Origin of the sequence: Paenibacillus thalictri (genome assembly GCF_004307995.1) — a bacterium.
Classification (GTDB): Bacteria; Bacillota; Bacilli; order Paenibacillales; family NBRC-103111; genus Paenibacillus_AF; species Paenibacillus_AF thalictri.
In genome coordinates, this window is record NZ_SIRE01000054.1 from 1 (window position 1) to 20,634 (window position 20,634).

Genomic DNA, 20,634 nt, shown 5'->3' on the forward strand with positions numbered 1-20,634 from the left:
CGCTCCGGCGCTCGGCACGAACGCCGGCGGCGCCATCGCGGCGAGCGTCGCCTTCGGCGTGCTCGCCTGGCGACTGCGCGCCGGCGCCGCGCCCCAGCCGCTGCGCTGGGGCCGGCTTGCGCTCGCGCTGGCGGCGCTTGTCGCCGCGGCCGTGGCCGCGTTATGGCTGCTGAACGCAGCCATAACGCTTCCGCCGGCGCAGCAAACCCATATCGGCCGCGCCTTCGGGCAGCTCGCGGCCGGCCGGGTGGACGTCATCGGCGCGATCATCCGCCGCAAGCTGGAAATGAATGCGCACCTGATCGCCGTATCGGCGTGGAGCAAGGTGCTGCTGACCGCCTTATTTGTGATGGCGGTTATGCTGCTGAAGCCGCGCGGCATTTTTAAAGAATGGCAGCGCCGGTATCCGTATTTAATGCAGGGTTTTACGGCGGGGGCAATCGGCACCGTAGCCGCGCTGGTTTTTAACGATTCGGGCATTGTAGCTGCGGCTACCATGATTGTTTATGTGGCCGTACCGATGCTGCTGCTTCGGTTGAACGAGCAAAGAGGATAAAGAAGAGCCTTCTAGGTTAAAGCATGATTTGGGAGCCTATTTCATTCAGAAAGGGAATGATCTTGCCTGTTGGCAAGACCATTCCCTTTCTCCAATTCACTCTGCCATTCCTGGCATAAATAACCGGGGAAAAATGCGAAAGAACAAAAAAGAGGGCGGTCCCAAAAGCGATATGCTTCCCTTACTTTAGCAGGATCTGTGCTTTCACCTGTCTATCATAAGGAAGCTTATCGAAGCGGAACCGTCCTCTTTACTTATGTCTTGCTAATTTCATACCATTACCCGAGCAGCTGCTCCCACTGCTCATAACATTCCGTCAGCTCGGCTTTTTTACCGTCGAGTTGCGCATTTTTTTCCTGAACGAGCACATAGTTGTTGTATACATCGGGGTTAGCCAGCTCCGCTTCGATTGCGGCAACTTCATCTTCCAGCCGGGCGATGTCCGCTTCAAGCTGCTCTACCTTGCGTTGACGGCTGCGTTCCTCGCGTTTTTGCAGCTTGCCATCGGCGTAATCGCTAGGTTTTCCGTTTGCCGTCTCAGCGGCTCTTCCCGCTGAGGAATCGCTGCCCCCGCCGCCCGATTTGTTTGCCGCAGCTCCGGAACCGCCACCGGCAGTTCCACTTTTTTTCAGCGCTTGCTGCTCCAGCCTTTGCCGCTCCATCTCGGCCAGCTCCTGCTTTTTCTCGACAAAATCGTCATAGTTGCCAAGATAGGCGGCCAAGTTATCCGAACTTAATTCGAGCATTTGCTCCGCCATTTTATTCAGGAAATAGCGGTCATGCGAGATGAACAGCAGCGTTCCTTCGTAGTCGATCAGCGCCGATTCAAGCACCTCTTTGCTGTACAAATCAAGATGGTTGGTGGGCTCGTCCAAAATCAGCACGTTCGCTTTCTCCAGCATCAGCTTCGCCAGCGAGACACGGGCTTTCTCGCCGCCGCTTAGCGAGCTTATTTTTTTCAAAACGTCTTCGCCGCTGAACAGGAAATTGCCCAGCACCGTGCGAATGCGCGCCTCCTCGATATGAGGGAACGCGTTCCATACCTCGGCCAAAATCGTATTGGACGGATTCAGCCCCGCCTGTTCCTGGTCGTAAAATCCGATTTTTACATTTGTTCCCCATTGGAACATGCCTTTCTCGGACGTATGCTGGCCGATCAAGGTTTTGAGCAGCGTCGATTTGCCGATCCCGTTCGGACCGATCAGAGCTGCCGTGTCGCCGCGGCGCAGCTGAAAGGAGATATTCCGCAGCAGCGGCTCGCCCGGCTTGAAGCCAATCGCCAAATCGCTGACCTGCAGCACTTCCTTGCCGGTGGCCTGCTCCACCTCAAAAGCGAAATAAGCCCGTTTCAGGTCCCCCAGCGGCTTGTCCAGCCGGTCCATTTTGTCCAGCGCCTTACGCCGGCTTTGCGCCCGTTTGGTGGTTGAAGCGCGGACGATGTTGCGCTGCACGAAATCTTCCATCTTAGCGATCTCTTCCTGCTGCTTTTCATACTGCTTCAGCTGGATTTCATATTCCGCCTCCTTGGTTTCCACATATCTCGTGTAATTGCCCGTATACCTGCGGGACACGTGGCGTTCGATCTCATAGATCGCTTCAACAAGACTGTCAAGAAAATAACGGTCATGGGAAACGACAAGAATCGAACCGGGATAACCGCGTAAATAACCTTCAAGCCAAGTGAGCGTAGCGATGTCGAGATGGTTGGTTGGTTCGTCTAGCATCAGCAAATCCGGTTCTTCGAGCAGCATCTTGGCCAGCGCCAGTCTCGTTTTCTGCCCGCCGCTTAACGTGTGGACGCGCGTTTCGGGGGACATGCCGCCAAACCCCATGCCATGCAGCACGCCGCGAATTTTCGCTTCTATTTCGTAACCGCCTTTTTCGCGGAATTGATCGGAAAGCACAGCATAACGCTGCAGCGTCGCTTCATATTTTTTTTCGTTTTGCTGAAGGTCGGGGTCGGCCATGTCGGCTTCCAGTTTCCTCAGCTCCTGCTCGGCGTCGAGCAGATGGGCGAACACCTTCAACATTTCGTTAAAAATCGTTTCTTCCGATTGCAGCCCGCTATTTTGCTTCAAGTACCCGATTTTCGTTTCTTTGGCTTTAAAAATATTTCCCGAATCGTACGATATTTCCCCTGCGATAATCTGCAGCAGCGTCGATTTGCCGGCGCCGTTGACGCCGACCAGTCCGATGCGTTCGCGGGCTTCGATTTGCAGCGATATATTGGAAAGCACGGCGGATACCCCGTAGCTTTTACTTATGCCGTTAACTTGCAGCAGCATGATGCTTCCTCCTATTATGTGACCCCGTTGTCTTTAAGGGAACCGCTGAAAAAGTGAATGCTGGATGTACGAATCATTCTATGTTCGCTGATTGTCCTTAAATTTCTTCAATTGTACTCGCATGTGACGGGAGAAATTCGTGGACCAGGGCAAACGCTGGCGCTTCGTAAAAAATGATTTCGCTCATTCCGCTGCTTTTTCATGGCCTCGTCTTTTGAGCCGGAGTTTCTTTTCTTTATCGTATATGATACGCGGCCGGAAATAAAGGTACAAAACATGTAGAACACTCCCAATCATTCCTACTATACGGGCAGGACGTGGGTATCGTAATCTTTGAGTAAAGAAACAGCAGGCAAACAGGCCTTCACTTAAAAACGAAAAAACAATATGAGGCACCCTGAGATGGAGGCGAAAACGATGCTGCCGCTTCATTCGAATACGAATTATTCCCGCGTTCCCGGCCGGACTCCTTTCATTTTATTGCTGCTCGGTGCTGTGATCCTTTCGCTGATATTCCCTCTTTATCTATCATTGTTCGGTGGTGTCTCTGCAAGCCATGCGCCAAAACCGATTCCGGCTAAGCCGTCCGGCACGCTGCGGGTCATGACCTACAACATCCGTCACGGCGAAGGATTGGACAACCGTGTCGATCTGGAGCGAACCATCGGCGAACTGCAAAAAGCAAACCCCGACGTTGTTGCCTTGCAGGAAGTCGACCGCTATTGGTGGCGCAGCGGCATGGAGGATCAGGTGAAAAAAATCGCAGCCTCCCTGCATATGTACTACGAATATTCGCCTAGCATCCAAAAGGGCTTTGCCCAATACGGCAACGCGCTGCTCAGCCGTTATCCGCTGACCGCGCCGCATATTTATGCGCTGCCGGGTGAGAAGGAGCCCCGCTCCGTCATCACAGTGCAGTTGGACACGGCCCACGGCCCCGTCACGATTGCAGCGACTCATTTGGGAGTATCCGCTGAAGACCGCAAGCGGCAGCTGCCGCTGGTCACGGATATCGTCGCAGCGCTGCCCGGTCCGAAAATCGTGATGGGCGATTTTAACGCCGGTGCAGCCGGCCCCGGCATGGCCGCCTTGTTGTCCGCTGTCGCTCCCATTCCGTTAATAGATCCGATGGGCACCGTGCAGCACGGAGGAGAGATCGATCACATCTTGACCAACCTGCCGTTATCTGGCGATGCATGGACACAAGCAAGCGACGCCTCCGACCACATCCCTGTTATCAGCGATCTGCGGCTGTAGAAGTATGGCCGCTGCTTTTCGTTTGGGGCATACACGCCATACACTGCGATGAACGGGGAGTGGTTTTTGATTGTGGCGATGCGCGAATACAGGCAGGCGCTGCTACCGAGCACATCCCGTTCATTAGTGATCTTGCGGCTGTAAGAATTATGACCGCTGCTTTTCGTTTGAGTCAAACACGCCCATACACTGCGGTGAACGAAGAGTGGTTTTTTTGATTGTGGCGATGCGCGAATACAGGCAGGCGATGCTTCCGAGCACATCCCGTTCATTAGTGATCTTGCGGCTGTAAGAATTATGACCGCTGAATTTCGTTTGAGCCAAACACGTCATACACTGCGATGAACGAAGAGAGATTTTTGATTGTGATGATGCATTCGGGTTGTCTTCAGATTAGTATTTTCTGTCTAATTGCGTAACGGATAACGAGAGAAACTGCTTTGCGAATTATAGGGAACTTTGAATATCAGCCTGTAGTTGGCAGAATAATATACGGACTGGCGGGTAGCTGAACCAAGGGACGATTATGGGGTGGAGAAGCGTTAGCGATGCTTATAAAAAAGTGACCGCCCCTTTTGATGTCGTTCCAGGGTCACTTTTTTAATTGGCGGTCGGAACCCCATATTCGTCCAATGTTGTCAGGTTAGCAATAAATGACTGGTATTCAGATCGCGTATTGGTTGCATTAGCGCAATCATATCGCGATTATGGAGTAAACCGAAACCATGACATGCTTGAACGCAGTAAATGACGCTATTTCGATTCAAGCTGATTAACATTGATTTTTGGCCAGCTTTCTGTAACGGATATCCTTGTCACTATGGTTGCCTTATGCATGCGAACGTCATGCTCCAACGCTAACGGACAGGCGCGCCGTTATGTGGCCCAAAAATCGAGGTTATCATTTTTAACGGACAGGCGCGACCTTATTTGATCAAAAAAGTCGGGGAAACCGCGATGGTAGATCAAATAAGAGCGCTGGTGTCCGTCCTATTGAGCAAACCACAGATTTGGTTTATATAGCTGCGCTGATGTCCGTTAGAAAGGGGGCTTCTCCAACGTTTGGAGTTGCACAATGGTTGGATGATGCACAATGAATCGACAGTCTCACTCAGTCCTTGATCTATCCGGATGGTCCTATGTCCAGAACGGGTCGCCGCGCATAAAAGAAGCTTGATCATTCCTGTGACGATACTTTGGTTCATTGATTTCTTATCCTGACAACATTCCATATTCGTCCCCCTCTCACGCGCATGTGTATCTTATCGACAGTCCGCCCCTCGTCGAAACTTCATCGATGTAAGTTTTTCTTATTTTCAGCAAATATGTTAGAATGAAAATAAGTTCACCCATTTGCATAAATGCGGCATGAATGACCGGATATTTTGAAGCGAGGACTACGCCCCGTGAACATAAAAGAACGTAAAATCGAGCTCCGTAAGCAGATGGCCCAGAAACGGGCCCAACTTACCGAACCGGAGCGCAAGAAGAAAACTGCCGAACTGAATAAAACGCTTCTTCGCGAAATCATCCCCCGGCTTGAAGCCGTTCAAACCGAACAATACCGGCCTACGTTGTTTACGTATATGCCCTATAAGACGGAAGCCGATGTCACGCCCATTATGGAAGCGTGCTGGGAAAAGGGATTCCGTGTCGTGATTCCCAAATCGATTCAAGAGGACCGCATCATGCGTTTGCATGAGGTGACTTCCTATGAAGATATAGCTACTGGCGCTTGGGGAATCCGTGAGCCGTTGGAGTCGCTCCCCTTGCTTACGGATATTGGCGAGGTGGATTTGGTGCTCATTCCGGGACTGGCGTTTGACCTGAAATTCGGACGTCTGGGGTATGGGGGCGGCTTTTACGACCGTTTTATGCAGCGGTACGCCAAAGCGAACCGGCCCAAGCCCTACCTGCTTGCGGCAGCGTTCGAACTGCAGCTCATTGCCGAGGTGCCGCTGGGCATGTTCGATTTTCGCGTGCATCATATCGTAACGGAATCGCGTTCGGTAGTCGCTTCTTCTTATACCAATCATGGAAGTGAAAAACGGTGACCGAACACGACGGGTTGACTCATTTTAACGAACAAGGCCGGGCGAGGATGGTCGATATTTCCGATAAGGAACAGACGGTTCGGATAGCTACGGCGAAGACAACGGTTCACATGCGGCAGGATACGCTGACGCTGATCAAGTCCGGACGCATTGCCAAAGGCGATGTGCTTGCCGTCGCTCAAGTTGCGGGTATTATGGCCGCCAAGAAAACCTCGGATTGGATTCCGATGTGCCATCCGCTAGCGCTTTCCGGTGTCGATATCCGTTTTTCGGATAATGAGCAGGATGAGCTGATCATCGAAGCTACAGTCAAAACAAAAGGTCCGACCGGTGTCGAGATGGAGGCGCTCACAGCCGTATCGGCCGCGGCTCTGACCGTGTATGATATGTGTAAAGCGGTACAGAAGGATATGACGATTGGTCCGACCGAGCTGCTGGCCAAAACCGGGGGCAAAAGCGGAGACTTCTACCGTCATACATAATGAATCAGCTTAAAAAGCAATTATTTTACAATAAACCGGTAAAGTGACCATGGAGAGGTGAAGCTTATGCGCTGGAAAGTAGCTATCTTGACCGCAAGCGACAAAGGCTCCCGGGGAGAACGCGAGGACACTAGTGCACAGGTAATTCGGGAATTGATCGAAGAGGAAATTCAGGGGGAAATCGTAGAATACCGGATTGTGCCCGATGAAATGGATGAAATTATGGCGGCTTTGATCGAGATGACCGATTATTTTCAAGCCGATCTGATTTTAACGACGGGAGGCACGGGGCTGGCTCCACGAGACGTGACACCTGAGGCAACGTTGAAGGTCATCGACCGGCAAGCTCCGGGATTTGCCGAAGCGATGCGTTATCAGTCGATGGCGAAAAATCCGAAGGCGATGCTGTCGCGAGCCATCTCGGGCATCCGCGGCCGCACGCTGATCATCAATCTGCCGGGCAGCCCACGCGGCGTGTCGGAAAATTTAACCGCCATCATCCATCAGTTGCCGCATGCTTTAAACATTTTGACGGGCAGGGCAGGGGAACATGCAGATGAAAAATGAATCCATGCTGCGCGAAGTCAAGGTTGAAGACGCCATCGGCATGGTGCTGGCGCACGATCTGACGCAAATTATCCCAGGTCAATTCAAAGGCAGGCTTTTTAAAAAAGGCCACATCATTCGTGAAGACGACATTCCCGCCTTGCTTAGTATCGGAAAAGAGCATATCTACACGATCGAGCTGAAGGAGGGCGTCCTCCACGAGGACGAAGCGGCGCTCCGGATGGCGCGTGCGGTGGCCGGGGAGAACGTGGTATACAATTCCGAACCACACGAAGGCAAAGTGACGCTGAAAGCCGCGATTGCCGGTTTGGCCAAAGTATACAAGCCATTCGTTGACGATGTGAACGAAACGGACCAGGTTATTTTATCGACGGTGAAAAATAACACGGTGGTGAAGGCGGGTCAATCGCTTGCAGGTACCCGGGTAATTCCGCTGATCGTCGAGGAAATCAAGGTCGAGCGGGTAGAACAGCTTGCCGCTCATCATAAACAAGAAATGTCGCTGAACGGAGCCTTGCAGACGAGCGGATTGATCGAAGTGAAGCCGTTTCGTCCGCTGAAGGTCGGTTTGATTACAACCGGCAGCGAGGTGTTTAAGGGCCGTATTACGGATAAATTTGGCCCTATCGTGAAGGAGAAAGTCGCGGCTTTAGGCTCCGAGGTGATCGAGCAGCGGCTGGCGCCGGACGACAGCGAAGTGATTATATCGGAGATCCGTTATTTCCTGGACATTGGGGCGGATCTTATTTTAGTGACCGGCGGCATGTCCGTTGATCCGGACGACCGTACTCCTGGAGCGATTAGCCGCGCCGGAGCCCGGATTGTGAGCTACGGGACGCCGATGCTCCCCGGTTCTATGCTGTTGATGGGCTATATCGGGGATACGCCGATTATGGGTCTTCCGGGCTGCGTCATGCATGATCCGTACACGTCCTTTGACGAGCTGCTGCCGCGGATATGCGCCGGAGAGCCAATCGTCAAAGGCGACATTGTCGCCTTAGGTTACGGCGGCTTGCTGGGATGCTGACGTCTTGTTCAGCCTACCCTGGCTGCTGAATCCGGTCATACTTCCGCTGTCGATGCCGATGTGCTGCGTGGGGCAGACCCGGCAGATTTGCCGGCCTGCCGATGTTGCACCGTTGACACAAGCGGGTGCTGCCGCTTTTTAAGGCTGTAAGATCCCGTACATTCAAGAGATTTTAAACTGCATATTGGGGTTATGTATACTTCCGGGAGCTGATACCATTGTTTGGAAATTTGGGTGTGGGCGAATTGCTGCTGATCGCTTTGCTGGCGTTGGTGTTATTCGGGCCAAGCAAGCTGCCAGAGCTGGGACGTATGCTGGGCAGGACGATTCGCGAATTTAAAAATACCGCTAACGAACTGATGTCGACTGAGCCAGTGCAGCCCAAGGATGCGCCTCAGCCGCAGACGCAAGCGCAACCTCCGTCTCAGCCGCAGATGTCCGCGGAACGGCAGAGCGGCGAATCGAAGCCGATTCCGTCCGACAACCGCAGATTGCCGGATTGACAACTTTTTTTATAAAGGCAGGTGAATCTGCATGGAACAGCAAGACGAAGGGATGTCGCTTGTCGAGCATTTAACGGAGCTTCGCAAGCGGGTCATATGGGTGATTGCGGTGCTGATTGTCGGCATGGTGATCGGACTCATTTTTGCTCAGCCGCTTATTATTTATTTTAAAACCGTTCCTCCGGCCAATACGATCAATTGGAACGTATTTTCGCCCGGAGATTCGCTGCGTATGTATATGAATTTCGGGCTGCTGGTTGGTCTCATCGTCACGTTACCGGTTGCGATGTACCATCTATGGGCGTTTTTAAAACCGGGGCTTCGCGTCGAAGAACAGAAGGCGTCGCTGATGTTCGTGCCGTTTGCGTTTCTGCTGTTTTTAATCGGGTTGGCCTTTGGATACTTCGTAGTGTTCCGGATGGCGTTTATCTTTACCTCCTCCATCAGCAAAAACTTGCAATTGACCGAAACCTACGGGATTTCGCAATATTTTTCCTTTATGTTTAACATTATCATTCCGTTATCGCTGCTGTTTGAGCTGCCGATCGTCGCGATGTTTTTGACGAAGCTGCGGATTTTGAACCCTATGTTGATGCGCAAATTGCGCCGCTACGCCTACTTGCTGCTGGTCATTGTGGCCGCGGTAATTACGCCGCCTGATGCTACCTCAATGATCCTCGTATTTTTGCCGATGATCGTATTGTACGAGTTCAGTACCTTCTTATCCGGATTTATTTACCGCAGACAGTTGATTCGCGATAAGGAGTGGGAGGACGACAAGAGCTGATCCTGTGGGTCGCTGACGGCCGCCACACGACGTTTTTACGCGCATTGGGGATTTGTGGACTAGGCCGGTAAGAAGCCAGTTGGTAAAGATGTTAAAGGGATGTCGATGTGCCTGAAATCAGGGCGAAAAAAGTTTATATGAAGATCCTATCTGTATGTGAAGATCCATGTAATGAAGAGCAGTGGCATCGAGAGATGCGGCGGGGCTCCTCTGCAGATCAGATAGCAGATATCTGAGATCCAATTCAATTCGCCCGGCGAATACATATATTTTGATAAAAGCGAGCTTTTCTTAAATAAGAGAAAGGCTCATTTTTTTAGGTATCAACGCATCGGCTCATCCCCCATTCTCGCCGCCAGTTGAGCGGTCGCAACCAGAAGTTACTTGACGTTTTGCGATCGGCCTGCTGTTTCGAATATTTAACCAGTATATGGATACAATGTAAAAGGGCACGGAGGGACAAGCTGAGCGGCGGTTCGCGAGCTACGCGCGGCAGTCGCTTTAATTCCGGAACTCCGCTGGAAACAATAATGAGTCCCTCGTACAAGCACCAAGCTGTATGCCGATTAAAGCCGCATATGAAATACACTTGATTATGAACCTCTCGATATGAGGAAAAAAGTTCGAAAATGTTGCAAAATCACTTGCAAAATAGAGCGAAACTTATTATCATAATAAGTGTTGTTAGCACTAAACACATCTGAGTGCTAATAATAAACCTAATAAACAATCCAATACTCACTCAAAGGAGGCTATTTTCACATGATCAGACCGTTAGGTGATCGCGTAGTCATCGAAGCCATTGCGAAAGAGGAAACCACAGCAAGCGGTATCGTACTGCCGGATAATGCTAAAGAAAAGCCGCAAGAAGGCAAAGTCGTAGCTGTAGGCAGCGGCACGCTGAAGGACGGAGAGCGTACTCCGCTCGAAGTAAAAGAAGGCGACCGCATCATTTTCTCCAAATACGCAGGCACCGAAGTGAAATTCGAAGGCCGCGAGCTGTTGATTATGCGTGAAAGCGACATCCTTGCGATTTTAGCCTAAGATCAGGCTCATATACTTAACTTTTTTTACAAGAACATATTCAGGGAGGTTTTTCCAACCATGGCAAAAGATATTCGTTTCAGTGAAGAAGCCCGCCGTTCGATGCTTCGCGGTGTGGACGCTTTGGCTAATGCAGTGAAAGTGACGCTCGGACCGAAAGGCCGCAACGTTGTACTTGAGAAAAAATTCGGCAGCCCGCTCATCACCAATGACGGCGTAACGATCGCTAAAGAAATCGAGCTTGAAGACGCTTTTGAAAACATGGGCGCTCAGCTTGTTAAAGAAGTTGCTACCAAAACAAACGACGTGGCCGGTGACGGTACAACAACAGCAACTGTACTCGCTCAAGCGATGATTCGCGAAGGCTTGAAAAACGTAACTGCAGGTGCTAACCCGATGGTTGTCCGCAAAGGTATCGATAAAGCGGTTAGAGCGGCTGTAGAAGAACTGCAAAAAATCTCCAAACCGGTTGAAGGCAAGCAAAACATCGCACAAGTTGCTGCGATTTCCGCTGCTGACGAAGAGCTTGGCCAATTGATCGCTGAAGCTATGGAAAAAGTGGGCAACGACGGCGTTGTTACCGTTGAAGAATCCAAAGGCTTCGTAACCGAGCTGGAAGTTGTAGAAGGTATGCAATTCGACCGTGGCTACATCTCCGCTTACATGGTTACTGACACCGACAAAATGGAGGCTGTTCTGGACAACCCGTACATCCTCATCACCGATAAAAAAATCTCCAGCATCCAAGAAATCTTGCCTGTGCTTGAGAAAGTGGTTCAATCCGGCAAGCAGCTCTTGATCATCGCTGAAGACATCGAAGGCGAAGCTCTTTCCACGCTGGTTGTCAATAAACTGCGCGGCACCTTCACTTGCGTAGCTGTTAAAGCTCCTGGCTTCGGCGACCGCCGCAAAGCTATGCTGGGCGACATCGCTGCCTTGACTGGCGGCCAAGTGATCACTGAAGAACTCGGCCTTGAGCTCAAATCCACAACTCCTGACCAATTGGGTACTGCCCGTCAAATCCGCGTATCCAAAGAAAACACAATCGTAGTAGACGGCGCTGGCGACAAAAAAGACATCGGCGCTCGCATCTCCCAAATCCGTTCCCAATTGGAAGAAACCACTTCCGATTTCGATCGCGAAAAATTGCAAGAGCGTCTTGCTAAGCTTGCTGGCGGCGTAGCCGTTATCAAAGTAGGCGCTGCTACTGAAACCGAGCTGAAAGAGCGCAAACTGCGCATCGAAGACGCTTTGAACTCCACTCGCGCTGCTGTTGAAGAAGGCATCGTTTCTGGCGGCGGTACAGCCCTTGTAAACGTGTATGGTGCAGTTGCTGCAGTCAAGGCTGAAGGCGACGAGCAAACAGGCGTAAACATCATCCTGCGCGCTCTGGAAGAGCCTGTACGCATCATTGCTACCAACGCCGGCCAAGAAGGCTCCGTTGTCGTTGAGCGTCTGAAAAAAGAAGCTGTAGGCGTAGGCTACAACGCTGCAACCGGCGAATGGGTGAACATGTTCGAAGCAGGTATCGTTGACCCTGCTAAAGTAACTCGTTCCGCATTGCAAAACGCCGCTTCCGTAGCCGCAATGTTCCTGACTACCGAAGCTGTCATTGCCGACAAACCGGAACCAAACAAGCCAGCTATGCCTGACATGGGCGGCATGGGCGGTATGGGCGGCATGATGTAAGACATCATCCGCTGGGTTAATATAATTGTAGAAAAAAACTACACTGGAGCATTTTGCTCTTGATGTAGTTTTTTTTCTACGACGGAATTACCATACAGCAAGGTTTTTGTCCCCTATTTGTCGAAGTAATTAACTTGAATGTTGCGAAAAAATCGCTGTCGATGTAAGCAATTAAAGACCGGCAAATGGGAAGCTTTGTCGAATGGGCAGACAGAAGAAGGACATCGTCCTCGGATCGAGAAATTGTCGTTTACCAGACCACAATTTCCAAGATAAGGAGATGTGCCACTCTCATGGTATCTCTCTATCTGCCGATCGTCGAGTTCATTTTGTTGCTTAAATTGGAACTTTCCAAGCCGCAGCTTAACCACCTGTTTACGCTCGTTCACGGCATCATTCTGTGTGCGGGACGCAAGAATATTACGCAGATTGGGCGGTCTGCCCGCGGTAATTGGCATTTGAGCAATGTTACGAATTTCTTGAACCACTCGCCTTGGTGCGTCAATCGGATGCAACGCAGACGCATGGCAACGATGATGGAACAGATCACGAAATCCCGCAAGAAAAAGGACGACGCCGGTAACCCGATCTTTCTCATTGTAGACGACACCTGCTGCAAGAAGGACAAAACCACACAAAAAATGGAGGAGTTCAGCTTTCAGTATTCGCACGAAGACGGCAAGGCGGTCTGGTGCCACAAACTGGTCACCGCGCATGTCGTCGCAAGCGGTGGTGCTTACGCCTGGGATTTCCGCCCCTATCTGCAGAAGGGCTACTGTGCCGCACAGGGACTGGAGTTTAAGAGCAAGAATGATCTGGCTGTAAGCTGATCGAATCGTTTACGTCTGACGAGGGTGAGCGCATCTATGTCCTGATCGACAGTTGGTACGCCAGTGAAAAGGTGATCAATGCTTGCAGCGGCAAAGGGTTTCATGTCATCGCCGCTGTCCGCACGAACCGTATCATTTGCCCGGTGGGTCTGCCCATCTCGATTCGCGATTTCGCTGAGCAGTATATTCGCCACGCTGACCTCCGCTCCGTTACCGTGGAAGGTCAAGGTCATTATCGGGTCTACGATTATGAGGGCCCCGTCAGCGAAATTGAAAATGCCAAGCTGTTGTTTTCCTGGAAGAAGGACGACTATACCGCTGCGAGCAAACCGCAGGTTTGTCTCCTCTGCACGGATGTGTCGCTGGATCTCGTTACCATTCAGTGGTACTACCATGTCAGATGGAACATCGAGACGGGATATCGTTACTTCAAAGAACTGCTGTGCTTTGAGCAGTACCAACTGCATTCCTTTACCGGCATTCAGCGGTTTTGGGCAATCCAGTTCCTGACGCAAAATTTTTTGGAGTTTCAGCGCCAAGAATGGAGCCGGGAAAATGCAGAGTTGACGCTTGGCGATGTCGTTCGGCACATCCGGGAAGATTACTTCGGGCAAATCATTGTCTATGTCTACCAGCAAGCCCTGGAGAAAAAGCCGCTTTTCGACATTCTCAAGCTGCTCAGGCTATCTGCTTAAACCGCAATTGGTCACCACACACGACAAGTCTGTCGTTTGGAGCATCTTTGCTCATGAAATCGCAACACTCAAGTAATTAAGCAATACTTACGACGATGAATAGGGGATTTTAATGCGTCCCAAAAATCGAATTATCCCAGAGAAAACGATATATTTTCGACCTGAGATTACCAATTGCCCTCACTGTGAAGCAAAATTGGTTAGGGCTCATACAGTTTGGAAAAAGAAGATATCCACACTACAAGGCGTTATTTTTGCATGGAGCATATCTTACCGCTGTTCGAACTCAGAGTGTTCACACCCTCGGGCTCTTTACCGTTCAGCTGAGGCAGAAAAATTGTGTATGAAATTCACTACATACGGTTTTGACGTCCTTTGTCTTGTTGGGGAACTTCGCTTTAAACACCACATGACGAGACAAGAAATTGCAGACGATTTGAATGGCCGCGGCGTAAAAACGACAGATCGCAATGCACAAATGTTATACGAACGTTACTTAGCTTTGCTTGGAGCAAGTACCACCGACCATATTGGGATCGTCTTGGAAGAAGTATCGCAACAAAACGGCGGCCTTATGCTTTCCATGGATGGCATTCAGCCCGAAAAAGGCAATGAAAAGCATTGTACGTCATTCGGGAAGTGTTTAGCGGAACCGTCCTCTCTGCTAAAAATATGAAAAGCGGCGCGGCGGAAGAATTGAAATCGCTCATTCGCCCCATCATCGAACTCGGCTATCCCATTATTGAGATTGTTAGCGATGGACAGCAGTCTATCCGAATGGCCTTTGAATCATTACTCCCCAATGTTCCTTACCAATACTGTCAATATCACTACTTGAAAGATATTGCGAAGCCCGTAGTGGATCTGGATCGAAAATTAAAAACCGAACTTAAGAAATCGCTTCGCGGCATCCTCGAATGGCTGCAGTAAACCTACACACTTGAGAGCGATTTACCTATGGTGAAGAACATCCATTCTTATACAAAGGGCTTTTGGAAAGGCCTCTTTTCATGCTACGATTTCTCTTTTCTCCCTCGTACAAACAATGACCACGAGCGTTTTTATAGACAAACCAAGACGCGCCACCGCCGTATGACAGGCCTAAGAAGGTGGAACGAATATATTCTCCGCAACGGAGAATATATCGTCCCCTCGTGGACGATGCCCTCAAACAAAAAGACCTTTCCGTTCGGCTCAGCCTAGTTCCTTATGAAAGACACAAAGAACAAAGAGTGTAATGGTATGCATGTCTAACCGAAAGCGTGTTACGTCGACGTTTCCGTCGAAATCCAGGAAGTTACCTCAAAGAGCTTGAAGAAAAGTGCAGTTCGTTGGTTATTCCGTCGTAGTTTTTTTTGTACAGTCTACTTAACAGGTGAATTTCAACTTCTGAAATGGCCCCATCATTTTTAAAATTTAAGTGTTTTTTGTTACCTTATCACCATTAAACATTAATTTTAAAACATTATTATCGAACAATAATAGTGATAATAGAATCGGTAAGAGTATGCCGTCGATATTAAAAAGCCACACTACCCAATAATAATTTTCAGTGATGCTAAAGTTTTTATTATTTAATACATAAAACATGAAATCTCCAAGATATTTAACTGTTATAGAGATCGCCCATGGATGAAAAATCAATATTATCAAAGATTTTTTTCCGATTAATTGTAGCAACTGCGTTATAAATGCTAGTTTTAAGTTACTTATTAACTTTGATATTACGATACACAGATAAATACCAACAAGTGCAGTTAAAACGTAAAGGGGGAAGCTACCAAAGCTTCTTCCAAGCATATCTACGCGCCCGTTTTTGATCACTCCATAAACGAAAGCTATTACAGCGATAATACACAATATTATATTTACTCTAAATGTAATACTCGCTTCAAACTGTCTGAAGACGTGTCCAGCATAACAAAATAACATTGTTACAGGTATCAAATCTATTCCCCATGGCAATCCATAAGCCTTTCCTAGACTGATAACTTGGATTCCGGTAAAGGAAATAATAATAAAGATCATGGAATTTAAATACCAAGATAGCCTCCTGACACTTATGAGTAACATTCCGAAAACGATAATCGTTACAAACATGCATGGTAAAAACCACATAGGTAAGGTAAAGGTATTGAAGTTTTCCCCATTTGCTTGCAGGATGGCTTTCCACATTACCTTACTCTGGATTGGCTCCTGAGCAAACCGTTCTCCGTACCAATAAGCAAAAATGGAGCCGCAAATAAATGGCAGTATTATCGTATTGATCCGACTTGAGAAAAGTCCAAGCGGATCCTTCGCGTATTTTTCAGCGTTAAATAAATAGCCAGTTATAAAGAAAAATAGCGGCATGTGAAACGCATATATGACATTTCTCATAACATCATCTTTCGTGGTATGTCCCATAACAACAAGAATAATGCCAATTGCTTTAAGAATATCAATCCAGGTAATACGTGACATAATTTTGACACCGACTTCCCGTTTAATTGCTTTAACAAATAGGATTATAGCAAAAAAACAGAAATTGTGAAGGTAATTTACAATAAAAGACCTTATGTCTCGTTAAGATACGCTATTCTAACCATGTCATGCTATTATAAACCTATCCCTGTATGAATAATGCAGTCACCACGTGTTCATATGTTCCAGATGGCGGCGCAGACTGCCCAATTATCATCTTAATGTTTTTTGTTCTCATCAACGTTTTCGTACAGGTGCAAAATCCTAGACTTATAATGTGAATCTCACTTGAATTCCATAATTTGGATATATGCTGGTCTGCGAACCAGAAAAAGAATGGATGGTTTCTTCTAGGGGTCTTATTGTTCTTTCTGCTTTGAAATATGATGCGTGATGTACCAAGTAAGAGATTGTGCATTTGACTTTTAGTTTGACAGACTCATACAGGAGGGCCTCATGCAGCCGCCAAGTCAGATCAATTCTATACCCATTTATTTAAAAAATCGCACCTTAGATTGCAATCTATAAGACAAAGAGATTGATTATTTCTTTGAAATTCGTGTCTACAACTATTTGTCGGCATAAGGAAATTCGTATCTGTAAGGCTATTTACTTTTTTGAGTGCTCTTGCGCACACCGACGAATTTACCTGTACGGAAGCGAATGGATGTTTCTGTTTTTTGGCTCGCATTACATCTGGAAACTGATTTAAGTAAAAAGTGACATTGCTAGATAAGATTATTCAGAATCTCAAAGGGAAGGGAAAATTCTTTAAATAATCAAATATTCCTGGCTCTTATTTTTTGCAATACTTGATTTGCGCTTCGCACTGATCTTATTGGGCTTCAGTCAAAGATTATATAAGTTGATTTGTTATATCTAATAGTTGTATACTCTTTGATGAAAAAAAAAAACAAGGAAGGATATTTCTAATGACTAATAACTATAGACTAAGATATTTCATTAACTTGATTATATCTACCAAAAAGGTTCTTTTACTGACAACTCTGAGTATCATGATTATCACAGCTTGTATTAATTATTTCTATATAAATCCAACTTTTGAAGCAGCAACTTTGGTTACTGTCAATACAATAAAATTAAATAATAATAACGTGATTATTAAAGAAGACCTTAACCCATTTATTGAGCAAGTAAAGAGTGATTTTGTTCTAGATAAAATCATCACAAATTTAAATTTAAAACAGACAAGAACTTCTTTAAAAAATTCTACAGGTATTGACCTTATAAAAAATTCAAATTTAATTAGAATTAAAGTAACAGGAACAGACCCATCTACAATTTCAAAAATTAGTAATCAATTTGCTTACCAACTAGGAGCAGTACTGGAGATATCTGATCGTTCAGATATTATTGTAACCAATAAGAAACGATTAATTGAGGTAGAAGCGGGAATTAAAGTACTGAAGGATGAATTAGCAAAATCAAACGAATTACTTCTGACGACTCCAGAAAAACTTATTACAAAGAAATCTCTTGCGCAAGATCCTTATTTACAAAGTGTATTATCTGATTTAACTAGTATCAAAAATAAAGATTTAGGGGCATTGGAACTAAGTTCTGAAGAAATCAATGCTTTATATATATCACTAAAAACGAAAATTTCTGAGTCAACTATAAACTTAACAAAACTTGAAACAGAACAAAGTTATCTTATCGGTACAATTAAAGAATCTGAAAATATAATTAGTGATCTTCAAACAAAAAGTCAAAGCCCAAGCACAAACATCTATAATTCATTTAAAACAGTTGTAATAACTCCTTCATTACAACCAGAGAATGCTGTAGCCCCTAAAAAAATAACAAATATAGCGATCTCGGGTATTTCTACTTTAATTTTATGTTTATTTGTAATTATTTTTAGAGAGTATTGGCGGGAAACAAGTTCAATCAAAAAGTAACAAAAAGTTTTATTTTTTCATAGGTTGACATAGTAAAGAATAAAAATAAATGATAGTAAAGTTATATAACTCAACTTTCGCAGAACCAAAATAAGGTCAACGGTACGTGTAGCTTAGGCTTAAGGTCAATTGGATGATGGGTTTGACGAAATAGAAGAGTCTGTCAAGAAAATTGTGTAACCTTTTAAACCAAATCTAGTAAAGGTTAGTGCCGCGGCTTGACTTGGAGCCTCTGCGGGCATGGTTTTTGGCGAGTGGGCGAGTTGGCCTTAAGCCTCCTCGCCCGGCAAAGCAGCCTACCATGCCCACCTCTCCAAATAAAGCTGCTTTAGCGTACCTTGACGCGTTCAGGATAATACACCGTCAGTTGCAGCAGAATTTGACCCCAGTTTTGAACCCGTCCTGTCCACTTTCTGAGTACGTCCATCGTGGATAGGTACAACATTTTAAGCAAGGATTCATCCGTAGGAAAAACACTCTTGCCCTTGGTTACTTTGCGCAGCTGCCGGTGGTAGCTTTCGATCATATTCGTAGTGTAGATCAGCTTGCGCAGCTCTGGCGGGTACTTGAAGAAGGCTGTTAATTCACCCCAGTTTTGTCGCCATGACTTGACAATGAGCGGATATTTCTCTCCCCACGTTTCTTCGAAACGTTCCATCTCCAGCTGAGCGGCCTCTTCGGTGGCTGCTTTGTAAATGGGTTTCAGGTCGCTGGTCACCTTTTTGACGTCCTTGTAGGACACATAGCGGATCGAATTGCGAATCTGGTGGATGATGCATTTTTGGATCTCCGTCTGCGGAAAACAAGCGGAAATTGCTTGAGAAAAACCCGTCAAGTTATCTACGCAGGTAATGAGAATATCTTGTACACCGCGGTTTTTCAGCTCGTTCAGCACGGTGAGCCAGAACTTGGCCGACTCATTTTCGCCGATCCAGATGCCCAGTACGTCCTTGTTTCCGTCCAGGTCAATGCCGATGACCATATAGGCAGCTTTATTCACGATGTGCCCGTCTTGCTTTACTTTGAAGTGAATCGCATCCAAAAACACGACGGTGTACACATTTTGCAAAGGACGGTTTTGCCATTCCTTAATGAGGGGAACAATTTTATTCGTTACGTTAGAAATAAGGGTGGGAGAAACCTCAATACCATACAAGTTCTGCAGGTGATCCTGGATACCCCGGGTGCTTACACCTTTGGCGTACAACGCGATGATCTGGTCTTCAATGCCGGTGACGTTGGTCTGATGTTTTTTGACCACCACGGGGTCAAATTCGCCAAGACGATCCCGAGGTACCTGGATCTCGACATCACCATACTCCGAGCTCACCGTTTTCCGGGTGTATCCGTTACGACTGTTCTTCGTTTGCTTATTCTTGACATCATGCCTGTCATAGCCCAATTGTGTGTCCAGTTCAGCCTCGAGTGCTTCCTGCAAAACATCCTTAAACAGTTCTTTTAGCGTGGCTTGGATTTGTTCAGGTGAAGTGAAGTTGTGCTCTTTTACAAACGCACGCAGCTCTTGCTTGGTCCATAAATTACTTTTCATGTGGTGACCTCCGGTCGGATTGTTTATATGGGGTTAGTATGCCCATTTTTCTCCGATTTAAGAGGTTACACATTTTATTTTACAGACCCAAATAGAAAAACACCGCTTCGTCTGGTAAAGTGAGAGTGTCGAGCAATCACTACCACACAGAAGAGGTGTCCTCTCTATGATAGACCAGCAACCGTCGCTGAATCAACTGCCAAATGAAATCAAACCGGCTTTTCAGGAACTACAGGTGCTCAAACACCTGCGTGACGCGGGTTTTAAAAAGAAATTCGGCTTCTCGTGCACCGATCTATTCCGTCTTGTATTTGTCCTGCTGTTTCACCAGAAGAACTGGTTCCGACTTTTGGAAAGTAAGAAGGGCGAAAGGTTCCCTGGTAAAGACACGGTCTATCGTTTCTTGAATCATAGCGGCTATGCCTGGCGGCGGTTTTTGTTCGCACTCAGCGGTGAAACGATCACCCGAATGGAACCGCTGACTTCATCCAACTGGGAAACGGCCTTTATCTTCGACGATTCCATGTTTGAGCGCAACCGGAGCAAGGCGATGGAGATGTTGGCACGCTTTAAAGATCATGCGACCGGCGCTTTCTACAAAGATTTCCGCATGCTGACGATGGGCTGGTCGGACGGCTATTCGTTTGTGCCCATGGATTTTGCGCTGCTGAGTTCAGCAAAATCCGGCATCACAGGGGTAACAGATGGGATCGACAAACGAAGCCATGGTTATAAGCGTCGGCAAGAAGCATTTTGTTCGGCTCCGCAAGTGATCCGCAGCCATGCTGGATCGTGCATTAAAAACCGGTATCTCGGCGTCGTACGCCCTGATGGACAGTTGGTTTACGCATGCGCCACTCATTCAGGAAGTCCTCTGTCGCGGGCTGCATGTGATCGGCATGGTTAAGAACGACAACAAGCGCT

General features: G+C 47.6%; 17 protein-coding genes and 2 pseudogenes. 16 read left to right on the forward strand and 3 right to left on the reverse strand.

Translation table 11 applies throughout. The annotated features are described in order from the left end of the window. Positions 1-556 (forward strand): annotated as a pseudogene (locus EYB31_RS39430) (hypothetical protein); the annotation flags it as partial. 278 nt (positions 557-834) lie between these two features. Here the strand turns inward: EYB31_RS39430 and EYB31_RS39435 are convergent. After that, positions 835-2,841, reverse strand: a complete 2,007-nt coding sequence (locus tag EYB31_RS39435) for an ABC-F family ATP-binding cassette domain-containing protein (RefSeq protein ID WP_131019069.1) — start codon at positions 2,839-2,841, stop codon at positions 835-837. Positions 2,842-3,243: 402 nt separating this feature from the next. Here EYB31_RS39435 and EYB31_RS39440 point away from each other — a divergent pair, with 402 nt between their 5' ends. The 13 genes from EYB31_RS39440 (at position 3,244) to EYB31_RS40730 (ending at position 14,706) form a co-directional block, all read left to right on the forward strand. Continuing rightward, the gene (locus tag EYB31_RS39440) at positions 3,244-4,098 is read left to right on the forward strand and encodes an endonuclease/exonuclease/phosphatase family protein (RefSeq protein ID WP_165452847.1); all 855 of its coding nucleotides are present in this window, start codon (positions 3,244-3,246) and stop codon (positions 4,096-4,098) included. Between the two features lie 1,406 nt (positions 4,099-5,504). After that, the gene (locus EYB31_RS39445) at positions 5,505-6,152 is read left to right on the forward strand and encodes a 5-formyltetrahydrofolate cyclo-ligase (protein ID WP_131019071.1); all 648 of its coding nucleotides are present in this window, start codon (positions 5,505-5,507) and stop codon (positions 6,150-6,152) included. Beyond that, the gene (moaC, locus tag EYB31_RS39450) at positions 6,149-6,634 is read left to right on the forward strand and encodes a cyclic pyranopterin monophosphate synthase MoaC (protein WP_131019072.1); all 486 of its coding nucleotides are present in this window, start codon (positions 6,149-6,151) and stop codon (positions 6,632-6,634) included. The genes EYB31_RS39445 and moaC overlap by 4 nt, the downstream gene beginning before the upstream one ends. A gap of 66 nt (positions 6,635-6,700) precedes the next feature. After that, complete coding sequence (locus EYB31_RS39455; protein WP_131019073.1) at positions 6,701-7,201, forward strand: MogA/MoaB family molybdenum cofactor biosynthesis protein; 501 nt, start codon at positions 6,701-6,703, stop codon at positions 7,199-7,201. Continuing rightward, entirely contained in the window at positions 7,191-8,228 is a 1,038-nt protein-coding gene (locus EYB31_RS39460; protein WP_131019074.1) for a molybdopterin-binding protein, read from the forward strand. Before EYB31_RS39455 ends, EYB31_RS39460 begins: the two co-directional genes overlap by 11 nt. A gap of 218 nt (positions 8,229-8,446) precedes the next feature. Beyond that, positions 8,447-8,731: a twin-arginine translocase TatA/TatE family subunit gene (gene tatA, locus EYB31_RS39465; protein WP_131019075.1), complete on the forward strand. Its 285-nt coding sequence runs from the start codon at positions 8,447-8,449 to the stop codon at positions 8,729-8,731. Positions 8,732-8,762: 31 nt separating this feature from the next. Then, a complete protein-coding gene (tatC, locus tag EYB31_RS39470) occupies positions 8,763-9,518 on the forward strand; it encodes a twin-arginine translocase subunit TatC (protein WP_131019076.1) in 756 nt (251 codons plus the stop codon). Between the two features lie 762 nt (positions 9,519-10,280). Next, positions 10,281-10,562, forward strand: coding sequence for a co-chaperone GroES (gene groES / locus EYB31_RS39475; protein WP_131019077.1), 282 nt, complete (start codon positions 10,281-10,283; stop codon positions 10,560-10,562). Positions 10,563-10,622: 60 nt separating this feature from the next. Then, positions 10,623-12,251: a chaperonin GroEL gene (gene groL, locus EYB31_RS39480; RefSeq protein ID WP_131019078.1), complete on the forward strand. Its 1,629-nt coding sequence runs from the start codon at positions 10,623-10,625 to the stop codon at positions 12,249-12,251. A 293-nt stretch (positions 12,252-12,544) separates the two neighbouring features. Beyond that, positions 12,545-13,081 carry a transposase gene (locus EYB31_RS39485; protein WP_165452848.1) on the forward strand — a complete coding sequence of 179 codons (537 nt, stop codon included), beginning with the start codon at positions 12,545-12,547 and terminating at the stop codon, positions 13,079-13,081. Continuing rightward, positions 13,081-13,776 carry a transposase gene (locus tag EYB31_RS39490; RefSeq protein ID WP_338120020.1) on the forward strand — a complete coding sequence of 232 codons (696 nt, stop codon included), beginning with the start codon at positions 13,081-13,083 and terminating at the stop codon, positions 13,774-13,776. The genes EYB31_RS39485 and EYB31_RS39490 overlap by 1 nt, the downstream gene beginning before the upstream one ends. Before the next feature lie 343 nt (positions 13,777-14,119). Continuing rightward, the gene (locus EYB31_RS40725) at positions 14,120-14,452 is read left to right on the forward strand and encodes a hypothetical protein (RefSeq protein ID WP_206105541.1); all 333 of its coding nucleotides are present in this window, start codon (positions 14,120-14,122) and stop codon (positions 14,450-14,452) included. Further along, a complete protein-coding gene (locus EYB31_RS40730; RefSeq protein WP_206105542.1) occupies positions 14,449-14,706 on the forward strand; it encodes a hypothetical protein in 258 nt (85 codons plus the stop codon). The genes EYB31_RS40725 and EYB31_RS40730 overlap by 4 nt, the downstream gene beginning before the upstream one ends. A gap of 486 nt (positions 14,707-15,192) precedes the next feature. Here the strand turns inward: EYB31_RS40730 and EYB31_RS39500 are convergent, their stop codons facing one another. Beyond that, positions 15,193-16,239 carry an acyltransferase family protein gene (locus EYB31_RS39500; protein ID WP_131019081.1) on the reverse strand — a complete coding sequence of 349 codons (1,047 nt, stop codon included), beginning with the start codon at positions 16,237-16,239 and terminating at the stop codon, positions 15,193-15,195. Between the two features lie 1,016 nt (positions 16,240-17,255). On the opposite strand from EYB31_RS39500, the gene EYB31_RS39505 reads away from it, so the two are divergent. Next, positions 17,256-18,161: a GumC domain-containing protein gene (locus EYB31_RS39505; protein ID WP_165452849.1), complete on the forward strand. Its 906-nt coding sequence runs from the start codon at positions 17,256-17,258 to the stop codon at positions 18,159-18,161. A 328-nt stretch (positions 18,162-18,489) separates the two neighbouring features. Here EYB31_RS39505 and EYB31_RS39510 read toward each other — a convergent pair whose 3' ends face one another. Further along, positions 18,490-19,710, reverse strand: coding sequence for an IS256 family transposase (locus tag EYB31_RS39510; RefSeq protein ID WP_131019083.1), 1,221 nt, complete (start codon positions 19,708-19,710; stop codon positions 18,490-18,492). Positions 19,711-19,876: 166 nt separating this feature from the next. Between EYB31_RS39510 and EYB31_RS39515 the strand changes: the two are divergent. Then, positions 19,877-20,634, forward strand: a pseudogene (locus tag EYB31_RS39515) (IS4 family transposase); the annotation flags it as partial.

Excerpts from the sequence above, each read along its gene's own strand:
- EYB31_RS39435 (WP_131019069.1), bottom strand. The coding sequence starts at position 2,841 with ATGCTGCTGCAAGTTAACGGCATAAGTAAAAGCTACGGGGTATCCGCC.
- EYB31_RS39440 (WP_165452847.1), top strand. The coding sequence starts at position 3,244 with ATGGAGGCGAAAACGATGCTGCCGCTTCATTCGAATACGAATTATTCC.
- EYB31_RS39455 (WP_131019073.1), top strand. The coding sequence starts at position 6,701 with ATGCGCTGGAAAGTAGCTATCTTGACCGCAAGCGACAAAGGCTCCCGG.
- EYB31_RS39460 (WP_131019074.1), top strand. The coding sequence starts at position 7,191 with ATGAAAAATGAATCCATGCTGCGCGAAGTCAAGGTTGAAGACGCCATC.
- tatC (WP_131019076.1), top strand. The coding sequence starts at position 8,763 with ATGGAACAGCAAGACGAAGGGATGTCGCTTGTCGAGCATTTAACGGAG.
- groES (WP_131019077.1), top strand. The coding sequence starts at position 10,281 with ATGATCAGACCGTTAGGTGATCGCGTAGTCATCGAAGCCATTGCGAAA.
- groL (WP_131019078.1), top strand. The coding sequence starts at position 10,623 with ATGGCAAAAGATATTCGTTTCAGTGAAGAAGCCCGCCGTTCGATGCTT.
- EYB31_RS39485 (WP_165452848.1), top strand. The coding sequence starts at position 12,545 with ATGGTATCTCTCTATCTGCCGATCGTCGAGTTCATTTTGTTGCTTAAA.
- EYB31_RS40725 (WP_206105541.1), top strand. The coding sequence starts at position 14,120 with ATGAAATTCACTACATACGGTTTTGACGTCCTTTGTCTTGTTGGGGAA.
- EYB31_RS40730 (WP_206105542.1), top strand. The coding sequence starts at position 14,449 with ATGAAAAGCGGCGCGGCGGAAGAATTGAAATCGCTCATTCGCCCCATC.
- EYB31_RS39500 (WP_131019081.1), bottom strand. The coding sequence starts at position 16,239 with ATGTCACGTATTACCTGGATTGATATTCTTAAAGCAATTGGCATTATT.
- EYB31_RS39505 (WP_165452849.1), top strand. The coding sequence starts at position 17,256 with ATGATTATCACAGCTTGTATTAATTATTTCTATATAAATCCAACTTTT.
- EYB31_RS39510 (WP_131019083.1), bottom strand. The coding sequence starts at position 19,710 with ATGAAAAGTAATTTATGGACCAAGCAAGAGCTGCGTGCGTTTGTAAAA.